The sequence below is a fragment of the Pseudomonas sp. 67(2021) genome (assembly GCF_017491835.1).
Classification (GTDB): domain Bacteria; phylum Pseudomonadota; class Gammaproteobacteria; order Pseudomonadales; family Pseudomonadaceae; genus Aquipseudomonas; species Aquipseudomonas atacamensis.
Genome location: NZ_JAFGYL010000009.1, coordinates 101,134 through 117,199, shown reverse-complemented (window position 1 = coordinate 117,199; position 16,066 = coordinate 101,134). Strand labels below are relative to the sequence as shown.

15 protein-coding genes are annotated in these 16,066 nt (G+C 60.8%); 6 read left to right on the top strand and 9 right to left on the bottom strand.

The genetic code is table 11. From position 1 onward, the window contains the following. Nucleotides 1–276: 276 nt before the first annotated feature. Both J5M66_RS13770 and J5M66_RS13765 read left to right on the top strand, forming a co-directional pair. Nucleotides 277–1,251, top strand: a complete 975-nt coding sequence (locus tag J5M66_RS13770) for a D-glycerate dehydrogenase (protein ID WP_122610794.1) — start codon at nt 277–279, stop codon at nt 1,249–1,251. 140 nt (nt 1,252–1,391) lie between these two features. Next, on the top strand, nt 1,392–1,901 hold the full coding sequence (locus tag J5M66_RS13765; protein ID WP_016771617.1) for a DUF2165 domain-containing protein: 510 nt from the start codon (nt 1,392–1,394) through the stop codon (nt 1,899–1,901). A gap of 18 nt (nt 1,902–1,919) precedes the next feature. Here the strand turns inward: J5M66_RS13765 and J5M66_RS13760 are convergent, their stop codons facing one another. Continuing rightward, nucleotides 1,920–2,822 carry a DMT family transporter gene (locus J5M66_RS13760; protein ID WP_122700000.1) on the bottom strand — a complete coding sequence of 301 codons (903 nt, stop codon included), beginning with the start codon at nt 2,820–2,822 and terminating at the stop codon, nt 1,920–1,922. A 140-nt stretch (nt 2,823–2,962) separates the two neighbouring features. On the opposite strand from J5M66_RS13760, the gene J5M66_RS13755 reads away from it, so the two are divergent. Next, nucleotides 2,963–3,838 carry an AraC family transcriptional regulator gene (locus J5M66_RS13755; protein WP_207808473.1) on the top strand — a complete coding sequence of 292 codons (876 nt, stop codon included), beginning with the start codon at nt 2,963–2,965 and terminating at the stop codon, nt 3,836–3,838. A 93-nt stretch (nt 3,839–3,931) separates the two neighbouring features. Here J5M66_RS13755 and J5M66_RS13750 read toward each other — a convergent pair whose 3' ends face one another. The 6 genes from J5M66_RS13750 to J5M66_RS13725 all read right to left on the bottom strand — a co-directional run bounded on the left by J5M66_RS13750 (nt 3,932) and on the right by J5M66_RS13725 (nt 10,339). Further along, nucleotides 3,932–6,361 (bottom strand): TonB-dependent receptor, encoded by a 2,430-nt coding sequence (locus J5M66_RS13750; protein ID WP_207808474.1) that lies wholly within the window; start codon nt 6,359–6,361, stop codon nt 3,932–3,934. Nucleotides 6,362–6,573: 212 nt separating this feature from the next. Then, nucleotides 6,574–7,563 (bottom strand): FecR family protein, encoded by a 990-nt coding sequence (locus J5M66_RS13745; protein ID WP_206421033.1) that lies wholly within the window; start codon nt 7,561–7,563, stop codon nt 6,574–6,576. Further along, the gene (locus J5M66_RS13740; RefSeq protein WP_016771621.1) at nt 7,560–8,126 is read right to left on the bottom strand and encodes an RNA polymerase sigma factor; all 567 of its coding nucleotides are present in this window, start codon (nt 8,124–8,126) and stop codon (nt 7,560–7,562) included. The genes J5M66_RS13745 and J5M66_RS13740 overlap by 4 nt, the downstream gene beginning before the upstream one ends. Before the next feature lies 1 nt (nt 8,127). After that, nucleotides 8,128–8,454, bottom strand: a complete 327-nt coding sequence (locus J5M66_RS13735) for a DUF3325 domain-containing protein (RefSeq protein ID WP_206421034.1) — start codon at nt 8,452–8,454, stop codon at nt 8,128–8,130. Continuing rightward, on the bottom strand, nt 8,454–10,037 hold the full coding sequence (locus tag J5M66_RS13730; RefSeq protein WP_206421035.1) for a PepSY-associated TM helix domain-containing protein: 1,584 nt from the start codon (nt 10,035–10,037) through the stop codon (nt 8,454–8,456). The genes J5M66_RS13735 and J5M66_RS13730 overlap by 1 nt, the downstream gene beginning before the upstream one ends. Continuing rightward, the gene (locus J5M66_RS13725) at nt 10,034–10,339 is read right to left on the bottom strand and encodes a DUF3649 domain-containing protein (RefSeq protein ID WP_041479671.1); all 306 of its coding nucleotides are present in this window, start codon (nt 10,337–10,339) and stop codon (nt 10,034–10,036) included. Before J5M66_RS13725 ends, J5M66_RS13730 begins: the two co-directional genes overlap by 4 nt. Before the next feature lie 188 nt (nt 10,340–10,527). Between J5M66_RS13725 and J5M66_RS13720 the strand changes: the two genes are divergently transcribed. The 3 genes from J5M66_RS13720 to fecA all read left to right on the top strand — a co-directional run bounded on the left by J5M66_RS13720 (nt 10,528) and on the right by fecA (nt 14,367). Beyond that, entirely contained in the window at nt 10,528–11,016 is a 489-nt protein-coding gene (locus J5M66_RS13720; protein ID WP_206421036.1) for a sigma-70 family RNA polymerase sigma factor, read from the top strand. After that, on the top strand, nt 11,013–11,945 hold the full coding sequence (locus tag J5M66_RS13715; protein WP_206421037.1) for a DUF4880 domain-containing protein: 933 nt from the start codon (nt 11,013–11,015) through the stop codon (nt 11,943–11,945). The genes J5M66_RS13720 and J5M66_RS13715 overlap by 4 nt, the downstream gene beginning before the upstream one ends. An 88-nt stretch (nt 11,946–12,033) precedes the next feature. Beyond that, the gene (gene fecA / locus J5M66_RS13710) at nt 12,034–14,367 is read left to right on the top strand and encodes a TonB-dependent Fe(3+) dicitrate receptor FecA (protein WP_206421038.1); all 2,334 of its coding nucleotides are present in this window, start codon (nt 12,034–12,036) and stop codon (nt 14,365–14,367) included. Between the two features lie 89 nt (nt 14,368–14,456). On the opposite strand, the gene J5M66_RS13705 is transcribed toward fecA, so the two are convergent. Together J5M66_RS13705 and J5M66_RS13700 are read right to left on the bottom strand one after the other, a co-directional pair. Continuing rightward, a complete protein-coding gene (locus J5M66_RS13705) occupies nt 14,457–14,864 on the bottom strand; it encodes an HPF/RaiA family ribosome-associated protein (protein ID WP_016771629.1) in 408 nt (135 codons plus the stop codon). Nucleotides 14,865–15,064: 200 nt separating this feature from the next. Then, entirely contained in the window at nt 15,065–16,012 is a 948-nt protein-coding gene (locus J5M66_RS13700; RefSeq protein WP_123443455.1) for a LysR substrate-binding domain-containing protein, read from the bottom strand. Between the last annotated feature and the right edge of the window lie 54 nt (nt 16,013–16,066).

Below are 16,066 nucleotides of genomic sequence, written 5' to 3'. Positions count from 1 at the left end.
CAGCGAAGCAAACCGTAGCCGCTGCGCCCGGATCAGTCCCGGAGCGAAGGGACCCGAGCCTGCGAGGGCCGAACGTAGGAGCAAGCCTTTTGGGTTACCTTTTTGGCGTTTGAAAAAGGTGACCCGCCGTAAGGGCGGAACCGTAATCAGCAACACCCGAAGCAACGGATATTCACCCAAAACCCCAAGAACCTGGTCGGCCCAGAGGCCGCCAAGACAACCCGAGCGAGAAAATGTTAGCGTGCTTGCAATCAAGCCCCGACGAGCCCAAGCCCAATGAAAAAAACAGTCCTGGCCTTCAGCCGCATCACCCCGCCCATGATCGAACGCCTGCAAGAAGAATTCGACGTCATCGTCCCCAACCCCAAGACCGGTGACATCAACGCCCAGTTCAACGAAGCCCTGCCCCACGCCCACGGCCTCATCGGCGTCGGCCGCAAACTCGGCCGCGCACAACTGGAAACCGCGACAAAACTCGAAGTGGTTTCGAGCGTCTCGGTCGGCTACGACAACTACGACCTCGACTACTTCAACGAACGCGGGATCATGCTCACCAACACCCCCGACGTGCTCACCGAAAGCACCGCCGACCTCGCTTTCGCCCTGATCATGAGCAGCGCCCGCCGCGTCGCCGAACTCGACGCCTGGACCAAGGCCGGGCAATGGCAGGCCAGCGTCGGCGCCCCGCTGTTCGGCACTGATGTGCACGGCAAGACCCTCGGCATCGTCGGCATGGGCAACATTGGCGCCGCCGTCGCCCGGCGCGGACGCTTCGGCTTCAACATGCCGATCATCTACAGCGGCAACAGCCGCAAGACCGAACTGGAACAGGAGCTCGGCGCACAGTTCCGCAGCCTCGATGAGCTGCTGGCCGAAGCCGATTTCGTTTGCCTAGTGGTGCCACTGAGCGACAAGACCCGCCACCTGATCAGCCATCGCGAACTGGCGCTGATGAAGCCGAGTGCGATCCTGGTCAACATCTCGCGCGGCCCGGTGGTCGACGAACCGGCACTGATCGAAGCCCTGCAAAACAACCGCATCCGTGGCGCCGGGCTGGACGTCTATGAAAAAGAACCGCTGGCCGAATCGCCGCTGTTCCAATTGAAGAACGCCGTGACCCTGCCGCACATCGGCTCGGCCACCACCGAGACCCGTGAAGCCATGGCCAACCGCGCACTGGCCAACCTGCGCAGCGCCCTGCTCGGCGAACGGCCGCAGGATCTGGTCAACCCGCAAGTCTGGCGCGGCTGAAAAAAAGGGCCAGCGCAACATTGCGCCGGCCTTCACCTTACATAACTTGCAACCGAACAAAAACGCCGGACCAGGTAACTGCCATATAAGCTCTCGCAACTTATCAACTCATTGATTAATTGCCATGGAGAGCCAATCCCGTGAACACCCTGACCACCGACAAACTCATTCGTTACAGCAAAGTCATCTTGATGGCTTATATAAGTTTCTTTGGCTTGCTGGTGATGATTCATAACTTCACCGACTACGAGTCCAACTACACTTACGTTGCACATATCCTCAGCATGGACACCACCAACGCCAGTGAAAACATCATGTACCGCGCGATCGATTCGCCGATGATCCATCACCGGATCTACTGGTTCATCATCACCATGGAAGTCACCTATACCGTGCTTTGCCTGATCGGTACTTACCAGTTGTATCGCTACATCGATGCATCGCCAGCGGCATTCCATGAAGCCAAGAAGTTTTCGATCATGGGCATATTGGTCGCCATTTTCATTTATTACGTTTGTCTACAAACTGTTGGTGTCGAGTGGTTCGACATGGACACTTCGCTATCATGGAATGCCAAGGACTGGGCAAGGCATATTGTCGACTTCATCTTCCCGGTGATGATCTACATCACTTTGAAAGTTGAGCGCTGAAACCCAGCGCTCGCTTTATCAAGCCAACTTCCCTTGACCCGCAGACAACAGCACTTTCGGTTTACGAAACACCAGCACGTTGCCCAGCATCACCAACACCAGCCCGACCAGCGCCGGCGCGGTCCATTGATAACCTTCGGCAAACGCCGACACGTTCAACGCCACCACCGGGAACAGCACCGTGCAATAAGCCGCTCGCTCCGGGCCCATGCGCCCGACCAGCGTCAGGTACGCAGTGAAGCCGATCACCGAGCCGGGAATCACTAGATACAACAGCGCACCGACATAACGCGGCGACCAATCCATGTCGAAGGGTATGCCCTTGATCAGACACCACACCGTCAGCATCGCCGCGCCGTAGGCCATGCCCCAGGCGTTGGTGGTCAGCGGTCGCAATCCCGCTTTCTGTTGCAGACTCGAGAGCATATTGCCGGCGGAAAAACACAATGTGCCGCATAACGCCAATCCAAGGCCGAGCAGGGTTTGCGGGCTGGCTTGATGCCCGGCCAGTTCCGGCCAGAACAACAGCCCCAGACCCGACAGCCCCAACGCACCGCCCAGCAACACATTGCGGGCAATGCGCTGGCCGAAGAACACCCGCGCATTCAGCGCGTTCCACAACGTTGCCGTAGAAAACACCACCGCCACCAGACCGCTGGGTATCCACTGGCTGGCCGTCAGAAAGCACATGAAGTTCACACAGAACAGACAGAGTCCTTGGGCCACACAGATCAAGTGGCCTCGGCGGTTCATCGGTTGCAGGCGTCGGCTGAGCAGCAACAACGCAAACAGCACCAACGCGGCGAGGCCGAAGCGATAGACAATCGACACCGGGATTTCGACCACGCCCAATTGCCATTTCAAGGCAATCCAGGTGGTGCCCCAGATCAGCACGGTCAGCAGGTACAACGACAGGTTCATGGCACACACTCCTTAAACAGGCCTTGAGTGTCTGCCTCGGGCAGCCTTCGACGCTTGCACAATCTTGCGCTTTTGTCTGGCGGCAGGCTGGCAGGGCGGCGTCTACGGAGTAGGATGCAAGGCGTTGGAGAGAACCGAACATGGCCGCTATCGATACCCTGCAAGTCTTTCAAGCCCTCAACCGCTCGCCGAATGCACGCCTTGTGCACAGCGCCGAGCTCGGTGACGGCATGTCTGCGGCCTTGTGGACCAACCACCACGATGCTCAGGAATACGAAGCGCCAAGTCATCACACGCTGTCGTGCTACGTCGCCGGCGGCACCGGCACATTCCGTCGTGGCCAGCCGGGCCGCAAGGGCGGGCCGGACAAGCTGTGCATCCTGCCGGCCGATCATCAATCGGGCTGGGTGATCAATGGCGATATCCGTCTGGCGCACCTGTATTTCAGCGCCGAACAATTCGCCCTCGGTTGCGTGACTTTGCTCGATCGCGAACCGCGCGAGATGCAATTACGCGAGCAGACCTTTCTCGAAGATCCGCAGCAGGCGCAGCGCTTCCGGCAATTGCTGAATCTGAACTGGCAAGAGCCGGCCGAGCGCTTGCTGACCAGCAGCCTCGCCCATGAATTGATCAGCCACACCTTGCTCAGCCAGGTCGGTGCGCGACCGGGCTTGCGCTTGAAGGGCGGACTGGCACCGCATCAGCGCCGACAACTGGTGGAATTCATCGACGATCAGTTGAGCGAAGCCATCAGCCTCGGGCAACTGGCCGGGCTGTGCGCGCTGTCGGAATATCACTTTGCGCGGATGTTTCGCCTGAGCTTCGGCCTGCCGCCGCATCAATATGTGCTGGCGCGGCGCTTGAGCCGGGCGCGGGAATTGTTGCGCGGCACGGCGCTGCCGCTGGGCGAAATTGCGCTGGCGTGCGGGTTTGCCAGTGCCAGCCATTTCACTAATCGGTTCAGGCAGGTTTTGGGTGGGACGCCGGGCGAGTATCGGCAGGCGTTTTTGCGTTAGAAGGTCAAAAGATCGCAGCCTTCGGCAGCTCCTACAGGGGAAACGCATTCCAAATGTAGGAGCTGCCGAAGGCTGCGATCTTTTGACGTTGACTCAAAACTCCAGGGTGCTCGACAAGGAAACCTGCCGCGAATCCCCCATCGACACAAAGAAGCGGCTCGCCGACGAGGTGTAATAGGTGCGATCAAACAGGTTCTTCACGTTCAACTGAAACTTGACCTTCTGCCCCTCAACCGTCGTGTCGTAAGTGGCAAACGCATCCGCCACGGTGTAGCTCGGCAGGTCAAAATCATTCACCGCGTTGCCGGCACGCTCGCCGACATAGCGCGCGCCCGCCCCGACACGCAACTGATCACCACCAAACACATTGCCGAAGTCATACACCGCCGACAGCGAGCCGGAATTCTTCGCTACGTTTTGCAGGCGCTTGCCTTTGTATTCCGGGTCTTCGGTGACTTCGGCATCGGTGTAGGCATAGCTGCCGATCAGGTTCCAGTGCTCGCTGAGCTGCCCGCTCAGGTCAACTTCCAACCCGCGTGAACGCACCTCGCCTGCCGCACTGTAAATCGTTGTCGGGCCTTCGGAATTGGCCACCAGTACGTTGCGTTTCTTGATGTCGAACAACGCGATATTGCCGGTGATGCTGCCGGGCATATCCAGCCGCGCACCCAGCTCCCACGACTTGGCTTCCTCCGGCGCGATGCTGCCGTCGAGCACGGTACTGCTGCCGCTCAGCGGGGCGATGGTCGAGTTGGGTTTGAACGATTCGGTGTAGCTGCCGTAGAACGACAGCGCGTCGGTGTAGCGATACACCAGCCCTGCGCGCGGCACCCACTTCTGCCCATTGCTGTTGGTATTGGCCTTGAACGGCACGCCTTTGCCGGCGTACTGGTCGTACTCCTGAAAACGTCCGCCAGCGACGAGAATCCACTGCTCGTTGAGGTGAATCGAATCCTGCAGGAACAGCGAATCGCTGCGCAGCTTATCGGTCTGCGCACTGTCGGGCGCACTCACCGTAGTGCCCATCACTTCGCGGCCATAGACCGGGTTGAGATAGCTGAACGTGGTCAGGCTTTTCTGCCGGATCAGATCCTCGCGGTAGATCTTGCGGTATTCATCATCAACACCGAACACCAGATCATGCTGCATGCCCAGCACATTCACTTTGCCTTCGAGGCTGGCGGTGGTGAAACGATCGGTGCTGATCGCATTCTGGGTGCCGTCCATGCTGCGCGTCAGTGTGCCTTTGTTGGTGTCGATCGCCGTCACGCGCACCTGACTGGCGTCGTAGGTTTCACGGTTCCAGCTGTAGCCGAAGTGGGCTTTCCAGTCGTCGTTGAGTTCGTGGTCGGCTTCGAAATGGTAGAGGTCCGAGCGCCCTTCCATGTCGTTGAACGGCTCATCGAGACGCTGCTTGCGCGAGATATCCAGCGGATGATTGGTGCGCGGATCGATCAAGGTGCCACGGTCGAAGGGGGTGAGAAATTCGCGGTGCTCGTAGGCGAACAACAGCTTGGTGCGCTCGCCGTACCAGGCCAGCGACGGTGCGATCAGCGTCTCGCGATGGGTGCCGAAGTTGCGCCAGTAATCTTCGTCTTCATGATCGACGACCATGCGATAGGCGAAGCCGGAATCGCCCAGCGCCCCGGTGCTGTCGAAGGCGCCGCCGCTGCCATTCTTGCCGTCACCATAGCTCGAACCGCGCACGGTCACGGCGTTGTACTGGGTCAGTTCCGGCTTCTTGCTGACCAGGTTGACCACACCACCCGGATCCTGAATCCCATAGAGCAACGAGGCCGGGCCCTTGAGCACTTCGACGCGATCCACGGTCGCGTTCATGCCACGGCCCTGCACCAGCGGCATGCCGTCGCGCATGATCGAGCCGTTGCGGTTGTCGCCGAAGCCGCGAGTCATCACCGAGTCCTGGGTACTGCCCAAGGTGTTGCCCTGGGTGATGCCGCTGACATTGGCCAGCGCGTCGTCGAGATTGCGCGGCGCCTGATCGCGAATGACCTGCGCCGGGATGACATTGACCGTCTGTGGGATTTCTTGCAGCGACGCCGATGAGCGCATCACCGAACTGGTTTCCGGTGGCTGATAACTCATCGATTCGTCGCGCGTGGACGTGATGGTGGTGGCGCCGAGATTGAGCGCGCCTGCGGTCGGCATCGGCTCAAGCGCCAGGGTATGACTGTCGGTGCGGCGGAAGCTCAGGCCGGAATTGCCGAGCAGGCGTTGCAGGGCCTGTTCGGCGCTCATCTGGCCGTTGACTGCCGGAGCATTGAGGCCGTACGGCGCTTCGTCGGTGTAGACCACGCTTTGCCCGGTCACACGGCTGAAGTCGCTCAGGGCTTGCGGCAACGGTTTGGCGGCGAGGGCAAAATTGAATTGCTGTTGCGCCTGATTGCTCACCGCTTCTGTCGCCAGCGCGATACTCATCGGCAGCAATGCCAACGCGGAAAAACTCAGCGCTGACATGCCCAACCACTGTTTGACCGAACCGGATTTTGCCCTGGACTTCATTGCTCAATGACCTGTGTAGAACCGCAACGGATGCGAATGGCTCGCAGTTTCAGTCACTACACGGATGGGGCTCGGGGTTACCTCACCTTTAATTTGAAAATATTTTTCGGGGAATTTGTTGCCTGGGCTGACGCCTTCGCGAGCAGGCTCGCTCCCACCTTTGGAATGCGTACCCTGTGGGAGCGAGCCTGCTCGCGAAGAGGCCGGCAGCCTCAGCGCAGAATAATCAGCTGCCCCAACACCCGATGCTGCTCAAACCCCAACACTCCCTGCAACGAATTGAGCACCGCCTGCGGGTCCTTGCTCGGAAAGCTGCCGCTGACCTTGCGCGCCGCCAGCTCATCGTTGAGCAGCACAATCCGCCCCGGGTAATAGCGGCGCAGATCCTCTACCACATCGGCCAGCGTGGTCTTGTAGTAAGTCAGCCAACCCTGACGCCACGCCAGTTGCGCTTCACTGTCCACGGCATGCAGTTTTTCCGCAGTGCCGTCGGCATAAGCAACTTGCTGGCCGGCCGTGAGAATCTGTTGTTGACCGTGCTCGTCCGCCGTCACCGCGACACGTCCGGACAACACCGTCACTTGCGCGCCATGAAGTTGCCGGCGCACTTCGAACTGCGTGCCGAGCACCCGCGCCTCGCCCTGCTCCGCCGCCACCACAAACGGATCGCCGGTGTGAGTGACGTTGAAGAAAGCAGCGCCTCTGATCAATTTCACGCGGCGCTGGCCATGACTGAAATCCACAGCAATCGCGCTGTCGGCATCCAGCGTCACTTGCGACTGATCGGCCAGTGTCACCGTGCGAACTTCGCCAGGCGTGGAGACATGATCGGCGCGCAGATCGTCGAGCCAGCGTTGCGCCTGCCACCCCGTGCCGAGGCTGATCATCAACAGCAGACACGCGGCCAGCGCCAGCGCGCCCGACCAACGCAAAATCGGCGAACGACGCGGGGCATCCATCGCCTGCAGATAACCTTGCAGCGCGAACGCATCTTCATCGGCCAGCGTGCGCGCGGGGCTTTCGCTGAGTTCCCAGATCACCTGCGCCTGCGCATACGCTTGGGCATGGGCCGGATCGGCGCGCAGCCATTGGCTGAAGGTCAGCTGATCGCCAGTGCTCGGGCGGTCATGCAACAGGCTCAGCCAGGCCAGCGCGGCCTGTTCCTGGGCCGGTGTCGGTGTGATCGGATCGGATGGCTTCACGGTGCTTTCCCTGGCAGGCGTGGCGCGGGGTCGCGCAGGCTGGCCTTGCAGGCCTCGAGGGCGCGCATCATATGTTTTTCCACGGCACTTTGGGACAGGCCCATGGCCTTGGCGATCTCAGCGTACTTGCGCCCGTGAATGCGATTGAGCAGAAAGATCTGCCGCGTGCGTTCGGGCAAGGCGCGCAACGCGGCTTCGACATGGCGCAGATCGTTGCCGGCTTCGAGGGCGGCCTGGGGTTCGCTGCCATGGCTGTCGGGTTCGTCCGGCTGCCAGCCTTCGTTGACCCGCGTGCGCGTGCCTTCACTGCGCAAATGATCGATGGCGATGTTGCCGGCGCAGCGCAGCAGATAAGTGCTGAGCTCTTCGACCTGCACCAGCGGCCGCCGCCAGAAGCGCAAAAACAGATCCTGGACCAGATCAGCCGCCGTCGCCCGACAACCGACGCGCCGATTCACCAGCGCTTCCATTTGCGCACGCTGGGACAGAAACACCTGGAGAAAATGCGCACGCGCGCCACGCGCTTCATCGTCACGCGATTCCGGCGGCAGACCGATCAGCACTTCAGCACTGCGCCCAGGCGGCGGCCGGGCTGGCCAACAGGCTCAACCCGGCCAGGGCCATGGCCAGACGCGGGCGATACGGCAGCAACAGCACCAATGCCAAAGCGCTGAGCATCAGCACCGCGAACCAGTCGACCAGACCGAAACTCCAGCCACTGGCCGCGACCGCCGCCCACAGCGAAAGCGCCAGCAACAGCCATCCCGCCAGCGCCAGACCCTGACGGCGGCGCGTCGACGGTTTGGCGCCGAGCAATTCGGCGTGATGACGTGGCATCGACAGGCACAACGCGGTGAAGCCGGCGTAAGTAAGCAACAGGGCCAGCAGCATCAGTTGGCCCCCTGTTCGACTGTGATCGAGCGAGGCGAAGGACTTGCTTTGCGAACGCTGACGGAGTCGCCCGTACGCTGCATCTTGCGCGCAGCCCAGCCGAGGAAAAGCCCGGTCGCCAGACACGTCAGATCAAATCCGGCCAGTGCCCAGTCGCGCTGCATCAGGCTGGTGCCAAGATTCCACGGTGTGGTCAGCGCATTGATCAGCGGCACCGCGATAAACAGCGCGGCGCCGAGCGTCAGCTGTTCGATCCACGCCTTGCGCCCCGGACGCAACACGGCGTGCACCACGCTCAGGCCCCAGGCTATGAAGAAAGCATTCACTTCCCAATCGGCCCGCCCCGCCAGACTCACCGGCACCAGTCGATTAGCCAAAAAGAACACCGCCACCGCCGATACCAGGCCGGCCATGCTGGCGATATTCAGCACCTCAACCAGGCGCAATTCGAAGGGCAACGCCGCGCTTTTTACGTGCTTGAGCTGCCGCTTACCGAGCCAGATCACCAGCCCGGTGCCAATCATCGCCGTGCCAGCCAATCCGCAAATGAAATACAGCCAGCGCAACAGCGGCCCGGCGAAATGGCCCATGTGCAAACCGTAAAACGCGCCACCCACCGCCATCGCCATGGGTTGATCGGGTGTACTGCTCAGAAGCTGCCCGGTGACGCCGTTGAACGTCACCGCCCGGCCGAAATCATGCACCACCCGATCGCCCGCGCGGGACAGCACCACCGTGGCGCTGGCATCGCCCGGGTTGCTCACCGACAGGCGCGCGGTATGGCCACCCGACCACTGCTGGCCGGCCTTGGCCAGTAGCGGCGCCATGGCGTTCAGCGGTGCGGCGACATCGGCGCGCTCGGGCGTCTTCGAGGCGGGAAAGACTTCGTCGTAGAACTTGCGCACGTCGCTGCCGTAAGAGGCAACGATGCTCGCCGGCATAACCATCGACATGAAAATCACCAGGCTGCTGTAAGTGATCATCACGTGAAACGGCAGCACCAGCACACCCACGGCGTTATGCCCGTCAAGCCAGGAACGCTGGCCCTTGCGCGGGCGGAAGGTGAAGAAGTCCTTGAAGATTTTCTTGTGGGTGATGATGCCGCTGATCAACGCAACGAACATCACCATTGCGGCGATGGTCGCCAGCCAGCGCCCCCACGGGTAAGGCATCTGCAACTGGAAGTGGAAACGGTAAAAGAACTCGCCGCCCATGCTTTCGCGGCCCTGCACCTCGGCCCCGGTCTGAGCGTCGAGAGTTCGGGATTCGAAGCGGCCGCGCTCGCCGGGTTTGCCCGGCGCCTGCTGCCAGCGCACCTTCAGACCGGGGTCGCGGGCATCGGGCAAATCGATCAGCCAGCGCGAGGCACCGGCGGCGTGTTGCTGCAGATAATCTTGCGCCAGCGCCAGGCTCGCTTCGCTATCAAGCGAATGTGCAGCGATTTCCGGCTGCATCCAGTGGCTGATTTCATCTTTGAAATAAGCGAGCGTGCCGGTGAGAAAAATCGCGAACAGCAACCAGCCGAACACCAGCCCGGCCCAGGTGTGCAGCCATGCCATCGCCTGCCGGAAGCCCTCTTTCATGCCAGCCCCAGACCGCGCGCGGCACCGGAAACGGTGGCGAGAATCACGCTCGGCACCAACAGGCCGACCCACGCCGACCACGCGCTGCGGCAGGCAAAGCACCAGAGCACTGCGACCAGATAGACCAGAAAGGACACGGTCATGCCAGTGACCACCGCTTCGGCGCGGTTCAGCGGCAGCCACAACGTCAGGGTGACGCTGGCCAGCGCCGCCACCAGATAGCCGCCGAAAATCGCCGCCAGCACTCGCGAAGTGACGGCCAGACGATAGGACATGGGAAGGGTGGCGAGTTTGCCTTTCATGTTTCGACCCTGAAACGGAAACGTTCGGCCGACAAGCCGAATCTACAGGCGAGCAATATTAATGATAAATATTCTCATACGCAAAAGCATCTGATTGCCGGACACTGTCGCCAGCCTCTACAATGCGAACCGTTCTTGTTCTCTAATGCACGTTCTCTACGCAAGTTTTTGCGTCCGGAGTGATTTCGTTGCCGCCCGCCCATCCCGTCGAATCGCTATACCACGCTCATCACAGCTGGCTCACCGGCTGGTTGCGGCGCAAGCTCGGCTGCCCGGACAGCGCGGCGGATCTGGCTCAGGACACGTTCATCAAGGTGCTGACCGCCCGCGAACCACCGACGATCATCGAACCGCGCGCCTTTCTCACCACTTTGGCCAAGCGCGTGCTGTTCAATCATTACCGGCGCCAGGATGTGGAACGCGCCTACCTCGAGACGCTGGCGCAAATGCCGGAAATGGTCGCGCCGTCGGAAGAGCACAAAGCGATCATCCTGCAGACACTGGTCGAACTCGATGAACTGCTCGACGGCTTGCCGCGCCAGGTCAAACGCGCCTTTCTGCTCGCGCAGGTCGATGGTCTGACTTATCCACAGATCGCCGCAGAACTGGGCATCTCAGTGGCCACGGTCAAACGCCATTTGAACAAAGCGGCCATGCGCTGCTATTTCGCCCTGTGAATCGGGTGCCGGATTTCTCCGCGCAAGTCGCCGAACAGGCGGTGCACTGGCTGCTGGAAATGCAGCAGGGCACGCTGACCCCGCGCCAGCAACAGGCCTGGCAACAATGGCTGGATGCACACAGCGAACACCGCCGGGCGTGGGAACACATGCAACGAGTCAATCAGCGTTTGCGCGGCGTTTCGTCGCCGTTGGCCCACGCGGCGTTGAACGGACCGAAGTCCGGCAGCCGCCGTCAGGCGCTGAAAATGTTGCTGATTCTCGGTGCCGGCTCAGCGGCGACCTGGGGCATGCGCGAGCACACGCCGTTGCCGTCGCTGCTCGCCGATTACCGCACGCCGGTCGGCCAGCGGCGCAAGATCGGCTTGGGCGGTGCCGATTCGTTACAGCTCAATACCGCAAGTTCCGTCGATGTCGATGACACGCAGCGTACGATTCGTCTGCTCGAAGGCGAAATGCTGTTGAGCGCTGCAAATCCGTTCGAGATACGCACGGCACACGGCGTGCTGAAAAGCCAAGGTGCGCGCCTCAATGTGCGGCAGTTTGTTGAGCGCACGCAGATCGCCCTGTTCGAAGGACGAGTCGAACTCGTCGCCAACCAGCGCGCGCCCCTGCTGCTGCCGGTCGCGCGGCAGTTGAGTTTTACTGCCAGCTCCGTCAGCGCGGCCAAACCACTGGACGCCAACAGCGGTGCGTGGACTGACGGCATGCTGGTCGCCGCCCATATGCGCCTCGGCGATTTCCTCGAAGAGCTTGGCCGCTACCGGCGCGGGCAGCTGCGGTGCGACAGCCAGGTTGCCGATTTGCTGATTTCCGGGACGTATCCACTGGATGACAGCGAGCGGATTCTCGACCTGTTGCAGATCAGTCTGCCGGTCAGAGTGAAGCGCTTTACCCGTTATTGGGTGAGCATCGAAGCGCGGGTGTAAAAAAACGCCAAAACCATGAGCCGTTTTTCAGATCTGGCGTGACAGAGAAGGAAAGCCCCCTTGATTCCACCTTCTCAGGATCATCCACATGCAGCCCACCCGCCTTACCCCACTGGCCCGCAGCCTGCGCAATCTTCTGCTCGGCGCCAGCCTGAGTTTCACCGCCCTGCCCGCTGCGCTGGGCGCCGAGACCAAGGTTTATCACATCGCCCCGACGTCGCTGGAAACCGCGCTGAACCAGTTTGGCCGTGAAGCCGGCGTGCTGATTTCCTTTGGCTCGCAAGTCACCAGCGGTGTGCAGAGCCGGGGTCTGGAGGGCAATTACACGACGCAACAAGGCCTCGATGCCCTGCTCGAAGGCACAGGCCTGCAAGCCCGCGCCGAAGGCGACAATGCCTTCAGCCTGCAACCGCTGGCTGACGCGGCGCTGGAGCTGGGCACCTCGACCGTAGTCGGCGACTGGCTCGGCGATGCGGCGCAGATCAATGTCTTCGAACACCCCGGGGCGCGTGATGTGATCCGCCGCGAAGAATTCGAACGCCAGGGCGCGACCCAGGCCCGCGATGTGCTCAACCGCATCCCCGGTGTGAACGCGCCGGAGAACAACGGCACCGGCAGCCACGACATGGCGCTGAACTTCGGCATTCGTGGTTTGAATCCACGCCTGGCCGCGCGCTCGACAGTATTGATGGACGGCATCCCGGTACCGTTCGCGCCGTATGGTCAGCCGCAGTTGTCGTTCGCGCCGATCAGCATGGGCAACATGGATGCGGTGGACGTGGTGCGCGGCGGCGGCGCGGTGCGTTATGGCCCGCAGAACGTCGGCGGCGTGGTCAACTTCGTGACCCGGGCGATTCCTGACGAGCCGACGGTCAAGGGTGGTTTCCAGACTGAAACCAGCCCATCGTCGAGCCACGACGGTTTCAAGACCAGCGCCAATCTGCTGGCCGGCGGCACCAACGCCAACGGCCTCGGTGGTGCGCTGTTGTACTCCGGCACCCGTGGCGGTGACTGGCGCGAACACAGCGATACCGAGATCGACGACCTGATCCTCAAGGGCAAATATCAGCTCGACGAGGCCAACAGCTTCAACGCCATGGCCCAGTATTACGAAGGCAAGGCCGACATGCCCGGCGGTCTCACCGTCGCCGATTACGATGCCGATCCGTACCAGTCGACGCGGCCGAAAGACCAGTTCTGGGGCCGCCGGACGATGTTCAACTTCGGCTATCGCTATCAGGAAGATCGCCGCGAATTCACCGCCAACACCTTCTTCACCAAAACCCTGCGCAGCGGTTATCTGGATCAGGGCACATTCCTTTCGTTGTCGCCCCGCGAATATTGGGTACGTGGTCTGGAAACCCGTTTCGCCCAAGGTTTCGACCTCGGCCCGAGCAGCCACGAAGTCGGCGTCGGATACCGCTACATCAACGAGGCCGGCCACGAACTGCGTTATCGCACGCCGATCAGCGCCAACGAATACCCGACCACCAGCAGCCGCAACGACCGTGACACTCGCGGTGGCACCGAAGCCAATGCGTTCTTCGTCGATGACCGCATCGACATCGGCAAATGGACCATCACCCCGGGCGTGCGCTACGAGATGATCGAGTCGCAGCAGACCAACAACCTGACCAACGTCAAATACAAGGGCGACTACAACACCGCGCTGCCGGCGCTGAACGTGCTTTATCACCTCACCGACAGCTGGAACCTGTATGCCAATACCGAAGGCTCGTTCGGCAGCGTGCAATACAGCCAGATGCCCAATCGCGTGAGCAGCGGCGAAGTGAAACCGGAAAAGGCCCGCACCTGGGAACTCGGCACGCGCTATGACAACGGTGCCCTGCGCGCGGAGATCGGCGCATTCCTGATCAACTTCGACAACCAGTACGAAAGCAACCAGACCAACGACTCGGTGATCGCTCGCGGCGAAACCCGCCATCAGGGCATCGAGACCAGTGTCAATTACGCGCTGGATGACTTGAGCCCGGCGCTGGCCGGTTTCGATGTCTACGCCAGTTATGCCTATGTCGATGCAACCATTCGCGAAGACGGGCCGAACAAAGGCAACCGCGTGCCGTTTTCCTCCAAACACAAAGGCACGATTGGCGTCGGTTACACCGAAGGGCCATGGAAGCTGAATCTGGACAGCAGCTTCCAGAGCGACCAGTTCGCCGACAACGCCAACACTTCGAAAGAAAGCGCCGATGGCAGCACCGGCAAGATCCCTGGTTACATGCTGTTCAGCAGCCGCGCCGGGTATGACTTCGGACCGCAACTGTCGGATTTGAATGTGGCGGTGGGGGTGAAGAACATCTTCAACACGCAGTACTTCACACGCTCGTTCGATGACAACAACAAGGGCAAGTACGTGGGTGAGCCGCGGACGGTTTATGTGCAGACGTCGGTGGCATTCTGAACAGACTCTGAAGCCTTCCCCCCATGCGAAAAAAAACGGGCCTGCATCAGCAGGCCCGTTCTCCTTGTGTGACTTGTGAAATCAGCGCATCAACTGTTGATCGCTGCCTGTTCATTCTCGTCAAATTCTTCCGCCAACAGCTTGTCGTTGGCCTTGCCGGTAAATGGCACTACAGCGGCGCGTGGTTTACCTCGCAGTTTGCCGAACAGATGATCCAGTTTGTGCTCCAGTTTCTCGGCGGCACCGTCGATCGCCTGTTCCAGCGAATCGGCTTTATGGGTCACGGAAATCGGTTGGTGGCCTTTTGGCCGCGCTTCCAGTTGGCAGCGCAAGTCATGGGGACCTGGTTTCTCGCCGTTCTCGTCGCTCAGGTGGACTTCGACACGGGTCAGGTCTTCTTCATAACGGTCGAGCGTGCTCTCAATAGTTGTACGTACCCACTCCTCCAGTCGCTTACTGCTTTGAATATGGTTATCGCTGTTGACTTGGATTTGCATAGTTCATCCCTTATTTCAGCTAGCTCGCTGGAGGCCTTGAAGTGAATTTCCTGACCTCCTGGTTACAACAATCGGCCCGAGCGGCGAACATTTCAACCCCTGAAAAAAGAAAAATATTCATTCGCAAAAAAAGCCGGACAACCGAGCGAGGCGCTGTTAATGTCGGGAGTTGGGTCGACCCGCTCCGCGGAAAAATCTGCTCACATCTGCTGCTCGTTCAGCGGGTGCAAACTGCGAAAAATCCCCGCCTCCTCCACCAGCCAGTCATGCACAGCGCGCACGCCCGGATGGCTCAACGCCCCCGGTGCATACAGCAGCACATAGCGTTTATGGTTGGGCACCGACAAGCCGAAAGGTACGATCAACGTGCCGCGCTCCAGCTCATCGTTGAGCAACGTGCGCCGGGCAATCGCCACGCCCATGCCAGCGATCGCCGCTTCGATGGTCAGGTGATTGCGGTTGAACGTGTGGCCGCGTCGCACATCGGCGCCTTCGAAGCCGATCGCGTTCAGGTAGAACTCCCATTCCGCGTACTCGTAACTGCCACGCCAGGCGGTGATATCGTGCAGCAACGGGAAATGCATCAGATCCGCCGGCCCGTGCAACGGCGGTCGCCCGCGCAACAGGCTCGGCGCGCACACCGGAAATATCTGCTCGTCGAGCAAGGCTGTGGATAACAATCCGGGGTAGCTGCCATCGTTAAGGTCGATGGCCAGATCGAAATCGCCCTCATGCAGTGGCACGCTGCTGTCCTCGGCCACCAGGCGCAACTGGATATCCGGAAAGCGTTGTTGCAAGCGCGGCAGGCGCGGGGTCAGCCACTTGCCAAGAAACGACGGGATCGAGCGCAACCGCAGAGTCCCGCTGATCATCCCGGCGTCCAGCCGGCGCAATTCCGCATCGATGCTGCCATAGGCTTCATTGACGGTAATCGCCAGCCGCTGCCCCTGTGCACTCAACTCAACGCCGCGCGCGCGCCGATGAAACAGGCGAAAGCCCAGGCGCTCTTCCAATTGACGAATCTGCTGGCTGACCGCGCCCGGGGTGATGTGCAGCTCTTCGGCACAACGGGTGAACGACAGGTGCCGCGCGGCACAGGCAAACACCTGCAGCCAGACATAGGTCTGGGCATGCAATTGACGACTCATTGTTTAGTCCTGCTAAATGCTGTCTTAGGAGGTTTCGTTGGTCACCTCGAACCG

Coding starts and splice junctions, on each gene's coding strand:
- J5M66_RS13705 (WP_016771629.1), bottom strand. CDS start 14,864: ATGCAAATCCAAGTCAACAGCGATAACCATATTCAAAGCAGTAAGCGA.
- fecA (WP_206421038.1), top strand. CDS start 12,034: ATGCAGCCCACCCGCCTTACCCCACTGGCCCGCAGCCTGCGCAATCTT.
- J5M66_RS13750 (WP_207808474.1), bottom strand. CDS start 6,361: ATGAAGTCCAGGGCAAAATCCGGTTCGGTCAAACAGTGGTTGGGCATG.
- J5M66_RS13760 (WP_122700000.1), bottom strand. CDS start 2,822: ATGAACCTGTCGTTGTACCTGCTGACCGTGCTGATCTGGGGCACCACC.
- J5M66_RS13755 (WP_207808473.1), top strand. CDS start 2,963: ATGGCCGCTATCGATACCCTGCAAGTCTTTCAAGCCCTCAACCGCTCG.
- J5M66_RS13770 (WP_122610794.1), top strand. CDS start 277: ATGAAAAAAACAGTCCTGGCCTTCAGCCGCATCACCCCGCCCATGATC.
- J5M66_RS13735 (WP_206421034.1), bottom strand. CDS start 8,454: ATGCTGCTGGCCCTGTTGCTTACTTACGCCGGCTTCACCGCGTTGTGC.
- J5M66_RS13700 (WP_123443455.1), bottom strand. CDS start 16,012: ATGAGTCGTCAATTGCATGCCCAGACCTATGTCTGGCTGCAGGTGTTT.
- J5M66_RS13725 (WP_041479671.1), bottom strand. CDS start 10,339: ATGAAAGGCAAACTCGCCACCCTTCCCATGTCCTATCGTCTGGCCGTC.
- J5M66_RS13730 (WP_206421035.1), bottom strand. CDS start 10,037: ATGAAAGAGGGCTTCCGGCAGGCGATGGCATGGCTGCACACCTGGGCC.